This is a genomic window from Mesorhizobium sp. B2-3-6, assembly GCF_006442305.1.
Lineage (GTDB): Bacteria > Pseudomonadota > Alphaproteobacteria > Rhizobiales > Rhizobiaceae > Mesorhizobium.
This window is the reverse complement of record NZ_VFVW01000004.1, coordinates 349,803-366,593: the sequence shown is the minus strand read 5'-3', so window position 1 is coordinate 366,593 and position 16,791 is coordinate 349,803. Positions and strand designations below refer to the sequence as shown.

The following is a 16,791-nucleotide window of genomic DNA, read 5'->3' as shown; positions in this document are numbered from 1 at the left end:
TCCAGCCATCTGCTTTATGCATGTGGAAAGGGCGGCAGCGATGCCGCCCTTTTCTTTGCACATTCAGGCCTTGCTTCAGCGTAGTCGGTTGGAACCAGCGTCAGACAGCAGTGCTCTCCGCTTGCCGCGTCGCCTTGCCGGCGAGGACTGCCTGCTCGATCAGGGTAGCCACCTCATCGGCCACGACGTTGATCGATGAGCGATCGCGGGTGGCGCGGGCAATCACCATCAGGCCTTCCAGCGAGGACTCGACCAACAGCGCCAGCGCCCGTGCGCGGCGCTCGACCACCCCTGCCCTGACAAACGCCTGGCGCAGCAGGCCGATCCACTGCTCGAAAGCGGAGCGGCAGATTTCCTCCAAGTCCGGCACGTCGTTCGGCGCATCGAGCACGACCGGCGCGATCGGGCAGCCGAGCGAGAATTCGTTGTCCTCCAGCATGCGAGCGACCGACTGGTAAATGTGGTGAACGGCAACCGCCGGATCGCTTTCCGCCGCCAGCTCGGCGCCAAGCCTCTCAGTCACCTCGGCCACGCTGGCGCGCGTCACTTCGACGACCAGCTGATCCTTGCCACCGGGAAAGTGGAAATAGAGCGAGCCGCGCGGGGCGCCGCTGGCGCTCAGTATGTCATTGAGCGAAGTGCCGTGATAGCCGCGCCGCCTGAGCAGCAATCCGGTCGTTTCGAGTATGCGGGCTCTCGTATCGTTCGCCATGTCAACCTCTGTCAGGAGAGATCCTTATAAGCCTTGCCAGAAATATGACGACTGGTCTACATAATATGTAGATCAGTCTATATAATCGAGAGCCGAAATGCGCAGCTATCGTCTTGAGGGTTTGGGCGGAACCGAATGTCTGGTGATGCGGGAAGAGGTGCGACCGGAGCCAAGTCCCCAGGAGATCGTGGTGCGGGTGCGCGCCACCTCGCTCAACCGACGCGATACGATGATCCTCAATGGCACCTACCCCCTGACACCGCGCCGCGGGATCGTTCCGCTCAGCGACGGCGCCGGCGAGGTCGTCGCCATCGGCGATGATGTCACACGCTTTGCCGTCGGCGACCGTGTCACCGGCAGCTATTTCGCCCGCTGGATCGATGGCCGCATCAATGCCGGACTGATCGACCAGCTCGGCTGCACGCTGGATGGCATGCTCGGCGAGTACGCCGTGCTTGACGAGCAATGGGCGGTGCGAGTTCCCGAGCATCTCGACTGGCGCGAGGCGGCAACGCTGAGCTGCGCCGGCCTGACAGCCTGGAACGCACTGACCGGGGCGGAGATTCCCAAGCCCGGCCAATGGGTTCTAGTCATAGGCTCGGGCGGCGTCTCGCTGTTCGCGTTGCAGTTCGCCAAGCTGCTCGGCTGCCGCGTCGTCGCCGTCACCTCTCGCGCCGAGAAGGTCGGCAAGCTGCGGGCGATGGGGGCCGACCTCGTCGTCTCCTCGACCGACATGCCGGAATGGGGGGCGATGGTGCGTGGCGAAACCGGCGGTATCGACCTTACCGTCGAAACCGGCGGCCCGCCGACCTTCGCGCAGTCGCTGATCGCCAGCGCGCTTTATGGGCGCATCGTGCTGCTCACCATTCAGGATGCGAAGGGCGCAACGGTGCAGATCCCCGGCGCCGTCTATCAGCGCAGCCTCGTCACAATCAGCCGTCTGTTCGTCGGCAGCCGCGCAAACCTCGAAACGATGCTCAACGCCGTCTCGGCGCACCGGTTGAGACCGGTCATCGACAAGGTCTTCCCCTTCGCCGAGGCCCGCGACGCCTACCGCTATTTCCAGCAGGGCGACGTCTTCGGGAAGGTCGTCATCGACGGAGCCTGATCTTTCATATCGATCGAACCAGAAGGGAGAACAGCAATGACAATTCGTGAAGCTTCGGCCGAGTGGCAAGGCACGCTGAGGGAAGGTTCAGGCCGGCTGCGGCTCGGCAGCGGTGTGTTCGAAGGCGCCTATTCCTTTCCGTCGCGTTTCGAGAACGGCCCCGGCACCAACCCGGAAGAACTGATCGCGGCCGCGCATGCCGGCTGTTTCTCGATGGCGCTGACCTTCATCCTTGGCCAGGGAGGTCATGTTCCCCGGGACATCCGCACCATCGCCAGGGTGCACCTCGGAGCGACCGAGGCCGGGCCGACCATCACCCGCATCGACCTTGAAACGGCGGTGGAGGTCACGGGGCTCGCCGAAGACCAGTTCGAGCGCCTTGCCCAGTCCGCCAAGGCGAGCTGTCTCGTTTCGCGCGCGCTGGCCGGCGTGGCCCAGATCAACCTCAAGGCGACCCTCGTGGGTACCGCCGCGCAACAATGAATCAGGAGAAGTACGAGATGAGCAGCATCATGGACGGTCATCCAGAGTCGCGGCGGACAGCCGAGATCATGCGGCGCTTCAACGATGTGTTCCAGTTGCACGATCCGTCGGCGCTTGCCGAGTTGGTGGGCGAGGACTGCGTGATTGAAAACACCGTGCCGGCACCGGACGGTGCGCGCCATGCCGGCAAGGCGGCCTGCGTCGGGCTATGGACGGCGATCGCGACCCAGCCCGGCACGCGCTTCGACATCGAGGAGACCTTCGTCGCCGGCGAGCGGGCGACGATCCGCTGGCGCTACTGGATGGCGGACGGCAATTCGCTGCGCGGCGTCAATCTGATGCGCGTCGAGGGCGGGCGGATCGTCGAGGCGATGGGCTACGTCAAGGGATAGGCCGGCTTCACCATATGAGTTACTCCTAATACACATCGGTTTGTGCTAGGAATAGAGTCCGACCGCCGTTCGACGATCGAGAAAGACCATAGGGAGGACTAATGTCATGAACATCAGAACCGCCTGCTTTGGAGCACTCGCGTTGACCGTTCTCAGCGGCACGGCACTTGCCGGAGCGCTCGACTCGCCCAAGATGATGGAACCGTTCTTCACCGATGCGAGCATGAAGACGATGAAATCCGACGCCGAGATGAAAGCCGCCTGGGCAAAAATGTCCAAGGACGACCAAGCCATGATGATGAAGGAATGTCAGGATGCGGCGATGAGCAAGCCGTATGCCCCGTTCTGCGAAAAATTGAAGGCGCTCGGCGGCGCGAACAAATGATTGCCGGCTAGTCCGGAGTTGAAGAACAAAAGAAGGCGGGCCAAGGCTCGCCTTCTCATTGTTCGGCATCGATTTCGTGCCAAGGCGAGGCGAACGAATTCTACCTGTCCGCCAGCGCAAGCTTGGCGCCGAGCATGACGAAAGCGCCGGCGAACGTGCGGCGCATCCAGGTCAGCACCCTCGGCCGCGACGCGACATGGCTGCGGATCGAGGCGGCGAAGATGCCATAGCCGACGAAGATGACGAAGGTCAAAAGCATGAAGACGCTGCTCAGTTCCAGCATCTTCGACAGCGCGTGCGGCTCGGTCGTGCTGACGAACTGCGGCAGGAAGGCAAAGAAGAAGATCGACAGCTTCGGGTTGAGCACATTGACGAGGATGCCTCTCGCAATCACCTTGCCGGTGGAGCGCGGCGCGACATTGTCCTCGACGTTCAGACCACCCCTCTCCTTCAGCGTGTTCCAGGCCATGTAAAGGAGGTAGGCGACGCCCAGATATTTCAGCGTCTCGAAGGCGACCGCGCTGGTGTGCAGGAGCGCGGCGAGGCCGGTGATGGCGGCAGCCATATGCGGGATGATGCCGAGCGTGCAGCCGAAAGCGGCGACGATTGAGGCGCGGGCGCCGCGGGAAAGCCCGGCGCTCAGCGTGTAGAGGACGCCGGTGCCGGGCGAAGCCACCACGATCAGCGACGTCAACAAGAATTCGATGCTCACGATTTGGTCCTCCGCTGTGCTGCCCGGCGGGCAGCGTAGCAGCGAAATCCCCGCGCACAAGCCGCGGCGCCGTCAGATCAGAGGACAGGCAGCCCGTGCGCCCGACGCGCCATCAGGCAATCCTCGTCGCCGGGCATGCAGGCGCGGCAGACATCCGGGCGCAGCTCGTAGATGCCGCAAGCGGTTGCCTTGCCCACTTCGCCACAGAGGGCCGAACAGCGCGGGCCCTCGCAACGCATACCCGACAGATCGGTCGCGACATACTTGTCCGGGATACGGTCGAGGTGCGCGTCGTCCTCGGTGGAAAAGCGCGGCCACTCGGCCGAGTAGGAGCAACAGGCGCCGCAGCTCTGGCAATCAAATGCCGGGACGGTGCCTCGTTGCGACGATGAAAGGCTGGCTGCGGCCACCGGGTTGAACAGCCCCTGCGCAGCAGGATTGCGGTCGGCGTCTTGCGGCAAGGCGCTATTTCTTCTTGCCTGCCTTGCGCGACGGCGCCTCGGCCGGCGACTTGAATAGATCGGTCGCGGCCTCGGCAGCTGCATCGGCCTTCGGCGCGGCAGCCGGCTTGACCGGCTTTGCAGCGGCGGCGGGCGCCGGCGGTTGGTCCTTGGCGGAGAATTTTATGGCCATCTCAGTCCTCGTCGGCGAAGCGCGATGGTGCGCGCGGACTGCGCAAACGGCCGATCAGGGCCGAAACCGCCGTTATGTTCATTTCCTCAGGCGACCAGTTCCTCGCCTCCGCGATGTGATGCGGCGCCAGTTCGCGATGCGTGCTGCCGCTGTAGGCGGCGTCCTGATGGGTCACCGGCTCGCGGGTCTTGGCGTCTTGGCGGACATATTCGATCAAATAGTTCGGGCACTCGGCGCGGCCCCGCACGCCGACGCGCACCTGTGCATCGCCATGGACGCGCTTGCAGCGTTCGAGTTTTTCCAGCACACGCCGGACATATTCGACTGGCTTGTCCAATGTTTCGACCATATCGGCGATGGTCGCATCAGCGGCGATTGGTGTCGCCGGCACACGCTTCGTCGCCATCAGCGTCTTCCGGCCCGTTTCGGCAACGCCGCCTGTGCGGCCGCCGCAGCCATTTCATCTGCCTCTTTTTCCAGGCGCAGTTCGCGCAAACGCGCGGTCTTGGCTTCACGCGCCTGGGTAAGGGCATCGCGTTCGGAAATGATGCGGTTGAGCGACATCGACTGGGTTTGCGTCTTGCTGAACAAGGGCACTGCCTGATCAGCAGCTGTTTTCGAATTGGCGGTCAAAATCTTTCTCCTGTCAGGAGTCTCGTGCCGATAGGGCAAGACCGGTCTTCAGTCAGGACCCACGCACAAAAGCATTGGGGCGGCGGATTCAACTTGCTGGAGCGTCCCTTAGCACGTTCAGGCCGACGCGCAGCGCATTTTCGGCGGCGAGACCCACAAAGTGAAAAAGGCCAGGCACCGCCTGACCTTCCATGAGAGCGTCGCGCATCCAGTGGATGCACAGGACGCTCCGGCACGCAGCGTGCGAAAACTCAGGTTTCCGCCGCCATGCGCCCGAATTCGCCATTCACCAGTGCCAGTACATCCGTGGTCACCGGGAAGGCTGAATCCTTTTTCAGGCCGCCTTCAACTGGTCGGCCGACATCTTGCCGGACTTGTTGTCGCGGACCATCTCGTAGCCGAGCTTCTGGCCCTCGACGATGTCACGCATGCCGGCGCGCTCTACGGCCGAGATGTGGACGAAAACGTCGGCAGAGCCGTCGTCAGGCTGAATAAAACCAAAACCTTTGGTGGCGTTGAACCATTTAACTGTGCCGGTGCTCATGACGAACCCTTTCCATGGCAAATACTCGTTCGCCGTCATGCGGATGCACAACGTCGTTTGTCTCGATTTTTGATGTGGGAAGTTCGTCAAAGGCGCGCCGCAAAGCGCGGATAACAAAAGTCAGTCAACAAATATCGACAAAGGTCTTGTAAGCTATTTAAACGGCCATGTCAATTCTTGGCTCACCCGCCGCGACGGTTCATGCCAATCGGCACTGAACAAAGCGGCCCTAAAAAAAATCTGGACGCGCCGGGAGCCATTTCGGTCGAAGCACGTTTCATGGTTGTCGTCAGCAATTCACGAGAGCAATCGAAGGAAAAGCGAACGGCAAAGACGCCCCCCGCACGATAAAAGGTGCGAGGGGCGTTTTCTTTCGGCCCCTACATCGCGGCGGTCATCATCGGCGGCATCTCGTAGCGGAGGCCGAGGCCCGAGCGTACTGCCAGGTCGACGTCAGTCAGCGTCCGGGACGAAAAGGCCGCTGCGGGCTTTCATGTCTGGAACGGTTTGCTGAAGGCGTTGGTGAATGTGACCCCGCCGTGATCGTCGCTGGCTTCGCCCAGCACGACATCCATGCCATCATTGGTGACCCGCGCCAGTGCGAACCCGCCCATATAGGCCGCCTTTGGCTTGAAGAGATCAAGGCCGTCGCGCTGATAGATCATCGGCACCTCGTGCTGATGGCCATGGAAGACGGCAATTATGTTATAGCCCTTCAGAGCCGCAAGCAGTGCCTGACGGTCCGCATCGCTCCACCAATGCGGCGGCCCCTTGCCGTCGTCGTCGAACGCCTTTTTGGCGGGATCCCATCGCTCAGTCGAAAAATTATCCCAGCCATAATGCTGAAACAGGATGACCGGGCGGCCGTCCGCCGCATAGGTCGCCAGATCCTGCTTCAGCCAGGGCAGGCTGCTGTCCGCGCCATGGCCGGTGTCGCCAGCGAAACGGTGGGTCTGGACAAGATGCAGCCCGCCCCAGTCCCACGCATAGCAGTCGGTCTCGACATCGTAGTCGGTGGCCGGAACCGGTGGCTTGAAGAACACGCCGGCACGGTGATTGACTTCGACATAGTCGCGCATTTCGCGCCGGTACCAGTCAACGTGATGCCGCGGGCCGTTTTGGTCGAGGTCATGATTGCCGAGCCCGACATAGACTGGAACATGCACGCGGTCAGGCCCCATGCCTTGCTGGTAACGCTGGCTGAATTGCAGCAATTGCGTGCCTTCACTCGGCTGGGTGATCTGACCACCGCCATCGTCGGTCATGTCGCCGCCGATGACGAGGCCGAGCGGCGTGCCGATTCGGCTGCCGGCGGAGCGTAGGCCCGTCGGGACGCCGCCGATCTCGACGGGCCATGTCTTGTCGCCAATGCCGTTCAGAGCCGCCACATTGCGCAGCAAGGCAGCGTCGGTCTTGCCTTCCTGCTGGCAATTGGGACTCAAGCCGCTGGCCATGCGGCAGGCATGGACATCGGCGATGAACAGGAAGGTGGCGTCGACAGGCTGAATGCGCTGCCCGGTCTGGCCGAGCGCCGGGCGTGGAAGCGCAAGGGCCGTGGCAAGACCGGCGGCCCGCGCCAGAAAACGGCGTCGTGATACCGATTTTGGTGAGAAGCGCTTCATCATGGGTTGAAGTTCAGCACGGACACCGGTCAGCAGTAAAGTTCAGCGCCCGGTCCACGGCTGCTGCCCTCCCCCAGAACGGAACTGAGTTGTAGGGATCGTTCCCGTCCTCGGCATCAAAGGTTTCCCGGTGGCAGCAATATCCTGCGACGCCGCCTCGTTGCGGCCATGGGCGAAGCTTGGGCGACATTCTGCTCCAGCCCCGTCAGGCAATCGCGCAACATGCCGGCATCCTGCGCCGTCTTGGCCATCGACATCGCGCCGGAATAGGCCGCGACGGCCAGGGCGGCGAAACGCTGCGGGTCGGTGTCCTGCTCCCTGCCCGCCTGCTGATCAGCCCGGACCTTGTCGGCGATCGCCTGGCGCCAGCCGGCAAAAATGCCGGCAAGGGCGGCGCGCAATTCGGCATCGACGAGCGACAGTTCATGTGCAAGGTTGTTGAGGGGACAGCCGCGCACGAAGCCTTGTTGCTCAAGTTCCGCCGCCACGGCTTCGAAGGCTGCACGCACGCCTTCGCGCGCCGAAGCGGCCGCCCGCAAAGGCGCCATCCATGTCTCTTCGACCGCCGCGGCCACACGCTCTTCGATCACCGCCAGCGCCAACGCTTTCTTGGTCGGGAAATGATGATGCAACGCGCCGCCGCTGACACCCGCCGCCGCCATCAGATCGCCGAGACTGGACGCGTGATAGCCGCGTACCTGAAAGGACTCCTGCGCGGCATCGAGCACTCTGTTGCGCATGCCTTCGGGATCATTGGTGCGCTTCTGGGCATGCCCTGTCATCGGGAATCTCCACCGTGCCCCTCCAGGAGGGAAGAAAAAGAAGCTAGCAGATTGACAAAACAGGACAACCGGTCTGTTTTATAAAACAGGATGATCACCCTGTTTTTGGAGACGAGCTTATGAGCCTGCCCCTGAGTGCCACATCGGAGACAGCAGCGCTCGCCTCCCCGGTCGTCGAACTGCGGCAGTACACGCTGAAACCCGGCAAACGCGATACCCTTATCGACCTCTTTGACGGCAAGCTGATCGAAGGCCAGGAAGAGGCCGGGATGACCATCATCGGCCAATTCCGGGATCTCGATCGCCCCGACATGTTCGTCTGGCTGCGCGGCTTCGAGGACATGGAGGTGCGCAAAGGCGCCCTGAGCGCCTTCTATGACGGTCCGGTATGGGCAGCGCGCCGCAATGCCGCCAACGCCACGATGATCGATTCCGACGATGTGCTGCTGCTCAAACCTGCGTGGACCGGGGCTGGCTTCGATCTCTCCGGCGCATTGCGCGCGGGCTTGGCTGCCGACGAAAAGCCAGGCAGAAGCACGCCGCTGTCAGGGATGGTCGTGATTCGGATTTATCATTTGCGGCCGGGCGCAGAGGCCGCGTTCGCCAGCCGCTTCGAGCCCGAAGTCGCGCCGATGACGGCATCACCCGGTGCGCGGCTGCTCGCCGCTTTCGTCACGGAGCATGCGGAAAACAGCTTTCCACGCCTGCCGGTGCGAGCGAGTGAGAATGTTTTCATCAGTGTGATGGGTTTTGATGGCGAAGAAGCGCAGGCCCAGCATGAAACCGCGCTTGCCGCCTCACCTGCATGGCAAGCCTTCTCGCACGCGGTCCGACATGACCTGGCCAGACCGACCGAAACCATGCGCCTGTCGGCGACATCGCGCTCGCGGCTTTGTTGCTGATTTGCCAGTCCGCGCGGAGGCGGCGTCTGATCCGCTATACCTCCCCGGCATCGAGGCGGGGCGTAAATTCCCGCTTGCTCCCTGCCCAGTTCGCGAATGCAAGCGCCGGCAGTTGACCCCGACGCCGGCCGCAGCCGAAGTTCATACCATGGGATAGGCAGCCGGCTTGACCTCGACCGCCGATATGCGGTGCTCTCGTCACCAAACACGCTTGGAGCGTTCAATGAGACTTTCCGGCAAACGCGCGCTGGTGACCGGCGGTTCGGACGGCATCGGCCTTGCCATAGCGGACACCTTCTTGCGTGAGGGTGCCGAGGTCCTGATCATCGGGCGCGACATCGGAAAACTCGAGGCGGCCCGCGAAACACTCACGGCTTCCCATCCGAACGGTGCCGTCGAAACGCTGTCGGCCGACCTCGCCACCAGCCCCGGCGTCGCGGCGGCTGTCGAGCTTGTGAAAGAATCCGGCCGGCCGCTCGACATCCTCGTCAACAATGCCGGTGTCGCCTATCTCGTGCCGTTCGAGACTGTCAGCATTGACCAATTCCAGCAATCCTTCGCGCTCAATGTGGCGGCCACGTTCTTCCTCACGCAAGGGCTGTTGCCGCATCTCCCGGTCGGCGCATCGGTGATCAACATCTCCTCCTACTTCGCCAGTAAGATGATCCCCAACCGGCCGTCGAGCCTCTATTCCCTGTCGAAGGGCGCACTGAATTCGCTGACCAAGTCACTCGCCTTCGAGCTCGGTCCGCGTGGCATCAGGGTCAACGCCATTGCGCCCGGCACGGTCGACACCGCCATGCGGCGCAGGACCATCGACAATCTGCCGGCGCAGGCAAAGGTTGAACTCGAGGCCTATGTCGAGCGCAGCTACCCGCTTGGCCGCATCGGCCGCCCTGAGGATCTCGCCGGCATCGCGGTTTATCTCGCCAGCGACGAGGCGGCATGGACCAGCGGCGGGATTTTCGCGGTGGATGGCGGGTACACGGCCGGATGAGCGGGACAGCCGATCTCTCCGCGAGCGGGGAGATTGGCTCCGTCTTCAACCGATTTGCATCTTCACCGCCCGCAATCTCCGCTTGATGCGTTTTGTGCAACGCGATACGCCGTTGCCCAAATCGACAGACCGGAGACTTGCCGTGAGCGCTGCCAAGACCAGAACCGAAACCGATACGTTCGGTGCCATCGAGGTCGCCGCCGACCGCTATTGGGGCGCGCAGGCGCAGCGTTCGCTCGGCAATTTCAAGATCGGTTGGGAAAAGCAGCCGGCCTCCGTCGTGCGCGCGCTCGGCATCGTCAAGCGGGCGGCGGCGGAAGCCAATATGGAGCTGAAGCGGCTCGATCCGGCGATCGGCAATGCGATCGTCGAAGCCTCTCAAGAAGTCATCGACGGCAAGCTCAACGACCATTTCCCGCTGGTGGTCTGGCAGACCGGCTCGGGTACGCAATCCAACATGAACGCCAACGAGGTGATCTCCAACCGGGCGATCGAGATGCTGGGCGGCGTCATGGGCTCCAAGAAGCCGGTGCACCCGAACGACCACGTCAATATGAGCCAGTCGTCGAACGACACCTACCCGACCGCCATGCACATCGCCTGCGCCGAGCGCATCGTGCATGACCTGTTGCCGGCGCTGAAGCACCTGCACAAGGCGCTCGCCGCCAAGAGCAGAGAGTTCAGCCATATCATCAAGATCGGCCGCACCCACACGCAGGACGCCACCCCGCTTACGCTGGGCCAGGAATTCTCGGGCTACGCCGCGCAGGTCGCTTCGTCGATCAAGCGCATCGAGCTGACGTTGCCCGGCCTGCAGGAACTGGCGCAGGGCGGCACCGCCGTCGGCACCGGCCTCAACGCGCCCGTCGGCTTCGCCGAACGGGTGGCCGACCGCATCGCAGCCATCACCGGCATCGCCTTCGTCACCGCCCCGAACAAGTTCGAGGCGCTCGCCGCCCATGATTCCATGGTATTCTCGCACGGTGCCATCAACGCCGCTGCCGCCGCGCTGTTCAAGATCGCCAACGACATCCGCTTCCTCGGTTCAGGGCCCCGCTCGGGACTTGGCGAGCTGTCGTTGCCGGAAAATGAGCCGGGTTCCTCGATCATGCCGGGCAAGGTCAACCCGACGCAGTGCGAAGCGATGACCCAGGTCTGCGTGCAGGTGTTCGGTAACAATGCAGCCCTCACCTTCGCCGGCAGCCAGGGCCATTTCGAGCTCAACGTCTACAACCCGCTGATGGCCTACAACTTCCTGCAATCGGTGCAGTTGCTCGCCGACGCTTCGGTCTCCTTCACCGACAATTGCGTCGTCGGTATCGAGGCGCGCGAAGACAACATCAAGGCGGCCCTCGACCGCTCGCTGATGCTGGTGACGGCGCTTGCGCCCACCATCGGCTACGACAGCGCCGCCAAAATCGCCAAGACCGCGCACAAGAACGGCACCACGCTGCGCGAGGAAGCGCTGGCCACCGGGCTGGTCAGCGAAGCCGACTACGACCGGATCGTGCGGCCGGAAGATATGACCCATCCGGGGTGAAGGCACTTTTTCGGCGGGAGAATACCTCCCGCCACCGCATCGACCGGCACGAATTTCCGTTTTTCACCGCTTCACGGAAACGTATGTCCTGTGAACAATGTGTCGCCAGGCAGGCGGCTTTGGTGAACAGTCGGCATAGTCTATCTGACGGGCGATCAACCCCATTCGGAGAGCCACCATGTCCACCAACACTTCCTTCGCCGGCACCGGCACCGCGTCCAACAGTTCTGTCACGATCCTGCTCGGCCGCATCCTGCTCGCGGTCATTTTCCTGCTTTCCGGTTTCGGCAAGCTCAGCGCCCTTTCCGGCACCGCGGCCTATTTCGGCGGCCTCGGCCTGCCCTTGCCGACCGTGACGGCCATCGTCGTCGGCCTCATCGAACTGCTCGGCGGTCTGGCCATTCTCGTCGGCTTCCAGACCCGGATTGCCGCCTGGGTGCTGGCGATCTTCACCGTCGCCACGGCCCTGGTCGCCCACACCGGCTGGGCCGACCAGATGCAGATGATCAACTTCATGAAGAACCTGGCGATCACCGGCGGCTTCCTCGTGCTGGCTTCCTCAGGCGCCGGCGCCTATTCGGTCGACGCCAAGCGCGGCTGAACTTCCCTCCCCCGTCTTTGACAGCAGTGGCGCGGAATTTTCCGCGCCACTGTTTCGTTGTCGGTCCAGAAGCCTCAATTCAGCGCCCGGATTTGCCGGGGCATTGGTGGTAGGATCGATCGGTCCGGGTGGGTAAAGGCCCAAACCGGCCAACCGACAACGGAGGTGACCATGCCTCGCAACGCACTGCTTCTGGCTTCGCGGCTGCTGCTTGCCGCGCTGTTCGTACCGTCAGGCTTCCATGCGCTCGCCGACATTGCCGGCACATCGGGCTATTTCGCCGGCCTTGGCCTGCCGCTCCCGGGGCTCGCCGCGTGGGGCACGGGCCTGTTCGAGCTGATCGCCGGCCTGCTGATACTCATCGGCTTCCAGACCCGGATCGTGGCTCTGCTTTTGGCCGCCTTCTGCATCGTTGCCGGCTTCATCGGCCATTACGGCCAGGGCGCCGATGATGCGACGCTTGCCTTCCTGCACCAGCAGATGCTGATGAAGGACATCGCGATATCGGGCGGCTTTCTGGCGCTCGCCATGGCCGGCGCCGGCGCCTGGTCGGTCGACGGGCGGGCTGCGGTTTGATATCGCCTAAATCCAAGGGCAGGCCCGGAACCAACCAGACATATGCCCCGGGTTGGACTCTCAATGCCCGGGCCAAGTCAACACCCGCGTCAAGTCGACCCCCCACTCCGTCGAGCTGCGCTCGACACCTCCCCCGATCGACGGGGTAGAGGAGGGGCGCGAGTTCGCCAATCTTGGCGCCCTTCCTCTCCCTCCGGAGGGGGGAGAGGTGGCTTGGCGAAGCCAAGACGGAGTGGGGGAAGCCGGTCTTTAAACGCGAAGCCGCTGATAAGCGGTGCCATTGAGTTGGTCTAATATCGGTGTGGATCAGATAACTCACGCTCTGGTAGGCCGTACCTATTTCACCGAAACGCTCGGCCCGCCTTCGACCGCCAGTACCAGGCGGCGGCCGGTAATTCGCGCCAGTTGCGCCAAGCGCCCGGCGGGCCGCTCGCCATAGAGATCTGCCAGAGATGCCGGTAAGACCAGCGCCAGCACGCCATTGCCGCGCTGCTCCCATTTCAGCCTTGGCATGACGTCGGGCATCGAGGCGGTCAGCAGGTAGACGACGCGCATCGATGCCGCCAGCACCCGCGCCCGCTCCAGATAGCGCGGTGTCGCCAGCGCCTTGATCTCGGGCGCGATGGCTTCGTTGAAGATGCCGTCGTGCCGATAGGCATTGGCCATCGCCAGATAGGCGCGGCCAGGGTGGTCCACGCCGAAAAAGGAGGCGTGGGCGATGATGTTGAGCGATTGCTTGCCGCGATATTCGGGATGCGCGCGCCAACCGATGTCGGCCAGCAATGCCGCCGCGTGGCGGTAGCGCGCCTCGTCCTCGGTCTCGTCGATGCCGAAAGCGGCAAAGGTCTTGGCCGTCCAGTCGACGAGTTCATGCGCATGGGTGACCGAGCGCGAGCGCAGCCGGGCGAGTTCCTCCGATGCCGAGATCAGGGGATCGGCCTTCTGCTCGGCCTGGTCGAGCAGGGAATAGAGGAAGCCTTCGCGCACGCCGAGCGCCGAGACGATGATCTTCGACGGCTGCATCGCCGCCATGATCTCCTGCAGCACGATGGCACCGTAAGGCAGGAGCGAGCGGCGGTTCTTCGAAACACCCTCGATGCCTTTGATCTTCTCGATCTCGCCTTTCGCCACTTGCCGCAGGAAATTGGCGGCACTTTCGACGCCGATCTCGTAGTGGTGCATGACGCCAAGCGGATAGTTGGTCATCTCCATGTGCAGCCGGGCGAGATTTCGCCAGGTGCCGCCAACGGCATAGAAAGGCCTGCCTTGCCCGCCTTTCAGCAGCTTCGCCCGCCCCAGCTCGTCGCGCACGATTTTCGCCGCCTGCGTGAGGGAATTCTTGGCCATGTCCTGCAGGCGCAGGCCGCCCAGCGGCAACGTTATGCCGTCGCCGATCGCTTCGCCGTTGACGTCGACCAGTTCAAGGCTGCCGCCACCGAGGTCGCCCGCAATACCGTTGGCCGGATGAAAGCCGCAGATGACGCCGAGCGCGGAATAATGGGCTTCCTCGCGGCCGCTGATCACGCGGATCTCGGTCTTGAGCACGTCTTCGGCGCGGTGGATGAAATCGGGGCCGTTGACGGCCTCGCGGGCAGCCGCGGTCGCCAGCACGTACATGTGCTCGGCACCGGCCTGGTCGGAGAGCGCGCGGAAGCGGCGGAACTCCTCCATCGACCGTGTCACGCCCTCGGGGTCGAGCTTCCCCGTCGACACGATGCCGCGGCCGAGGCCCGCCAGCATCTTTTCGTTGAACAGCATGGTCGGCGAGCGCGCCAGCCCCTCGTAGACGACAAGGCGGATCGAATTCGAGCCGATGTCGATGATGGACAGCGGTCGGCGATCCTGCAGCCGGCCCTGGGAATCGGACAGCATCAGGCGGCGGCGTTCTTCTTGCGGCGCTTGAATTGCGCGATCCGCTTCGGCGCATGCGATTTCAGCGCATCACCCCGTCCCGACAGGCTCGGATTGGTCATGAAATATTCCTGTGCGTTGAACGGCTCCTCGCCCTCCTCGAGCACGACGCGCCGGGAGGTTCCATCAGCCAATACGTCGAAACTTTGCTGATTGTCCATGATGTTGCCGAGCATGATCTGGCCCAGCACCTGTTCATGCACAGTTGGGTTGGTGATCGGCACCATGGTCTCGACGCGGCGGTCGAGGTTGCGCGGCATGAGGTCGGCCGAGGAGATGTAGACGACGGCCTCGTCCGACGGCAGGCCGTGGCCATTGCCGAAGCAATAGATGCGGCTGTGCTCGAGGAAACGGCCGACAATCGACTTGACCCTGATGTTTTCCGACAGGCCCGGCACCTGCGGCCGCAGGCAGCATATGCCGCGCACGACCAGGTCGATCTCGACGCCCGCTCGGCTGGCGTCGTAGAGCGCGTCGATGATGATCGGATCGACAAGGGCGTTCATCTTCATCCAGATGCGTGCCGGCCGTCCCTCGAGCGCGTGGGCGACCTCATCGGAGATGTGCTGCAGGATACGGTTCCTCAGCGTGAAGGGCGAGATCGCCAGCCGCATTTCGGCGGTCGGCTCGGCATAGCCGGTGATGAAGTTGAAAAGCTGGGCGACATCGCGTGCGATCGTTGCATCGGTGGTGAAGAAGGACAGGTCGGTGTAGATGCGCGCGGTCACCGGATGGTAATTGCCGGTGCCCAGATGCACATAATTGCGCAGCTTGCCGTCCTCGCGCCGCACCACCAGCGACATCTTGGCGTGGGTCTTGAGCTCGAGGAAGCCGAACACGACCTGGACGCCGGCGCGCTCGAGGTCGCGCGCCCAGCGGATGTTGGCCTCCTCGTCGAAGCGAGCCTTGAGCTCGACCAGTGCCGTCACCGACTTGCCGGCCTCGGCGGCGTCGACCAGCGCACGCACGATCGGGCTGTCGTTGGAGGTTCGGTAAAGCGTCTGCTTGATCGCCACCACTTCCGGGTCGGCCATCGCCTGGCGCAGGAACTGCACCACCACGTCGAAGGATTCGTAGGGGTGGTGGACGATGATGTCCTTCTCGCGGATAGCGGCGAAGCAATCGCCGCCATGCTCGCGGATGCGCTCGGGGAAACGCGGATTGTAGGGCGTGAATTTGAGGTCGTCGCGGGCAACGGCGACGATCTCCGAAATCTGGCTGAGCGCCAGCGGGCCGGTCAGGACGCTGATGCGGCTCGACGAAACGCCGAGTTCGCCGGCGACGAATTCGCGCAGTTCGGCCGGCATGAGCATGTCGAACTCGATGCGAATGACGGAGCCGCGGCGGCGGCGCTTTAGCGCGGTCTCGAACAGGCGCACGAGATCTTCCGATTCCTCCTCGACCTCGATGTCGCTGTCGCGAATGATGCGGAACGTGCCGGAGCCCTTGACCTCGTAACCCGGGAACAACTTGCCGATGTAAAGGCCGACCGCCTCTTCCAGCGGGATGAAGCGGACATGGTGCTTGCGGTCCGGCAGGCGGATGAAACGCTTCAGCGCCACCGGCAGGCGCAGGAGCGCGCTCATCTCCTCGCCGTTCTTGCGATGGCGAAGCTGCAGCGCCATCGAGAAGCCGAGATTGGGGATGAACGGGAATGGGTGCGCCGGGTCGATCGACAATGGCGTGAGAACAGGAAACACCTGGTCCTGGAAGTGCTCCTCCAGCCAGGCCTTCTCGTCCTTGGTCAGCGCGTCGCGGGTGATGCTCTCGATGCCTTCCTTGTTGAGCAGCACGGTCAGCGCCGAAAGGCTTTTCTGCTGGTCTTCCTGCAACCGTTCGACCTCGCGCAGCAGCTGTTCGAGCTGCTGTTCGGGGGTACGCCCGTCCGGACTTCTCAACACGATGCCTTCGCGAACCTGGCCGGCCAGGCCGGCGACGCGCACCATGAAGAACTCATCGAGATTGGCCGCGGAGATCGACAGGAAACGTACCCTCTCCAGCAGCGGATGGTTTGTGTTCTGCGATTCCTCGAGCACGCGGCGGTTGAACTGCAACCAGGAGAACTCGCGATTGACGAAACGATCCGGATTGCCTTCCGGGCTTGCCGCTTCCGCATTGATGAACTCGCTCTGGACCGGCTTCAGTTCGTTCATGGTTCCTGCTCTTCCCACGTCTGGTTGCTTCGCCGCTTTTTCGGGCGGCGCCCAGGCTGTTGCGCCTGGCTGCGATGCTCCAGCCGGTTAACCGGCTTAACTTAT

At 63.2% G+C, this 16,791-nt stretch carries 20 protein-coding genes; 9 read left to right on the top strand and 11 right to left on the bottom strand.

Features of this window, described 5'->3' with window-relative positions:
• Nucleotides 1-100: 100 nt before the first annotated feature.
• A complete protein-coding gene (locus tag FJ953_RS14350; protein ID WP_140494276.1) occupies nt 101-712 on the bottom strand; it encodes a TetR/AcrR family transcriptional regulator in 612 nt (203 codons plus the stop codon).
• Between the two features lie 97 nt (nt 713-809).
• On the opposite strand from FJ953_RS14350, the gene FJ953_RS14345 reads away from it, so the two are divergent.
• The 4 genes from FJ953_RS14345 to FJ953_RS14330 all read left to right on the top strand — a co-directional run bounded on the left by FJ953_RS14345 (nt 810) and on the right by FJ953_RS14330 (nt 3,080).
• The gene (locus FJ953_RS14345; protein ID WP_140624592.1) at nt 810-1,820 is read left to right on the top strand and encodes an NAD(P)-dependent alcohol dehydrogenase; all 1,011 of its coding nucleotides are present in this window, start codon (nt 810-812) and stop codon (nt 1,818-1,820) included.
• A 36-nt stretch (nt 1,821-1,856) separates the two neighbouring features.
• Nucleotides 1,857-2,303 carry an OsmC family protein gene (locus FJ953_RS14340; protein ID WP_140494280.1) on the top strand — a complete coding sequence of 149 codons (447 nt, stop codon included), beginning with the start codon at nt 1,857-1,859 and terminating at the stop codon, nt 2,301-2,303.
• Nucleotides 2,304-2,320: 17 nt separating this feature from the next.
• Complete coding sequence (locus FJ953_RS14335; protein ID WP_140494282.1) at nt 2,321-2,695, top strand: nuclear transport factor 2 family protein; 375 nt, start codon at nt 2,321-2,323, stop codon at nt 2,693-2,695.
• Nucleotides 2,696-2,801: 106 nt separating this feature from the next.
• Nucleotides 2,802-3,080, top strand: a complete 279-nt coding sequence (locus tag FJ953_RS14330) for a hypothetical protein (protein ID WP_140494284.1) — start codon at nt 2,802-2,804, stop codon at nt 3,078-3,080.
• A gap of 100 nt (nt 3,081-3,180) precedes the next feature.
• Here the strand turns inward: FJ953_RS14330 and FJ953_RS14325 are convergent, their stop codons facing one another.
• From FJ953_RS14325 to FJ953_RS14295, 8 genes are all read right to left on the bottom strand, one after another.
• A complete protein-coding gene (locus FJ953_RS14325) occupies nt 3,181-3,792 on the bottom strand; it encodes a LysE family translocator (protein ID WP_140494286.1) in 612 nt (203 codons plus the stop codon).
• Nucleotides 3,793-3,869: 77 nt separating this feature from the next.
• Nucleotides 3,870-4,253, bottom strand: a complete 384-nt coding sequence (locus FJ953_RS14320) for a YkgJ family cysteine cluster protein (RefSeq protein WP_140521623.1) — start codon at nt 4,251-4,253, stop codon at nt 3,870-3,872.
• 4 nt (nt 4,254-4,257) lie between these two features.
• The gene (locus tag FJ953_RS30470; RefSeq protein WP_181167560.1) at nt 4,258-4,425 is read right to left on the bottom strand and encodes a hypothetical protein; all 168 of its coding nucleotides are present in this window, start codon (nt 4,423-4,425) and stop codon (nt 4,258-4,260) included.
• A 1-nt stretch (nt 4,426) separates the two neighbouring features.
• Nucleotides 4,427-4,831, bottom strand: a complete 405-nt coding sequence (locus FJ953_RS14315) for a hypothetical protein (protein WP_140494290.1) — start codon at nt 4,829-4,831, stop codon at nt 4,427-4,429.
• Entirely contained in the window at nt 4,831-5,058 is a 228-nt protein-coding gene (locus tag FJ953_RS14310) for a hypothetical protein (protein WP_140515521.1), read from the bottom strand. Before FJ953_RS14310 ends, FJ953_RS14315 begins: the two co-directional genes overlap by 1 nt.
• 334 nt (nt 5,059-5,392) lie before the next feature.
• Nucleotides 5,393-5,602: a cold-shock protein gene (locus FJ953_RS14305; RefSeq protein ID WP_010915421.1), complete on the bottom strand. Its 210-nt coding sequence runs from the start codon at nt 5,600-5,602 to the stop codon at nt 5,393-5,395.
• Nucleotides 5,603-6,093: 491 nt separating this feature from the next.
• Nucleotides 6,094-7,227 carry a metallophosphoesterase gene (locus tag FJ953_RS14300; protein WP_140624591.1) on the bottom strand — a complete coding sequence of 378 codons (1,134 nt, stop codon included), beginning with the start codon at nt 7,225-7,227 and terminating at the stop codon, nt 6,094-6,096.
• Between the two features lie 113 nt (nt 7,228-7,340).
• A complete protein-coding gene (locus FJ953_RS14295) occupies nt 7,341-8,006 on the bottom strand; it encodes a TetR/AcrR family transcriptional regulator (protein ID WP_140624590.1) in 666 nt (221 codons plus the stop codon).
• 119 nt (nt 8,007-8,125) lie between these two features.
• On the opposite strand from FJ953_RS14295, the gene FJ953_RS14290 reads away from it, so the two are divergent.
• From FJ953_RS14290 to FJ953_RS14270, 5 genes are all read left to right on the top strand, one after another.
• Nucleotides 8,126-8,908, top strand: coding sequence for an NIPSNAP family protein (locus FJ953_RS14290; protein WP_140624589.1), 783 nt, complete (start codon nt 8,126-8,128; stop codon nt 8,906-8,908).
• 223 nt (nt 8,909-9,131) lie between these two features.
• Entirely contained in the window at nt 9,132-9,905 is a 774-nt protein-coding gene (locus FJ953_RS14285) for an SDR family oxidoreductase (RefSeq protein ID WP_140624588.1), read from the top strand.
• Between the two features lie 142 nt (nt 9,906-10,047).
• Nucleotides 10,048-11,445, top strand: coding sequence for a class II fumarate hydratase (gene fumC / locus FJ953_RS14280; protein ID WP_140624587.1), 1,398 nt, complete (start codon nt 10,048-10,050; stop codon nt 11,443-11,445).
• Nucleotides 11,446-11,623: 178 nt separating this feature from the next.
• Nucleotides 11,624-12,046 (top strand): DoxX family protein, encoded by a 423-nt coding sequence (locus tag FJ953_RS14275; protein WP_140494302.1) that lies wholly within the window; start codon nt 11,624-11,626, stop codon nt 12,044-12,046.
• A 171-nt stretch (nt 12,047-12,217) separates the two neighbouring features.
• On the top strand, nt 12,218-12,622 hold the full coding sequence (locus FJ953_RS14270; RefSeq protein WP_140494304.1) for a DoxX family protein: 405 nt from the start codon (nt 12,218-12,220) through the stop codon (nt 12,620-12,622).
• A gap of 336 nt (nt 12,623-12,958) precedes the next feature.
• On the opposite strand, the gene ppx is transcribed toward FJ953_RS14270, so the two are convergent.
• Nucleotides 12,959-14,494 (bottom strand): exopolyphosphatase, encoded by a 1,536-nt coding sequence (gene ppx, locus FJ953_RS14265; protein ID WP_140624586.1) that lies wholly within the window; start codon nt 14,492-14,494, stop codon nt 12,959-12,961.
• Complete coding sequence (locus FJ953_RS14260; RefSeq protein WP_140494308.1) at nt 14,494-16,686, bottom strand: RNA degradosome polyphosphate kinase; 2,193 nt, start codon at nt 16,684-16,686, stop codon at nt 14,494-14,496. The genes ppx and FJ953_RS14260 overlap by 1 nt, the downstream gene beginning before the upstream one ends.
• Nucleotides 16,687-16,791: the final 105 nt, after the last annotated feature.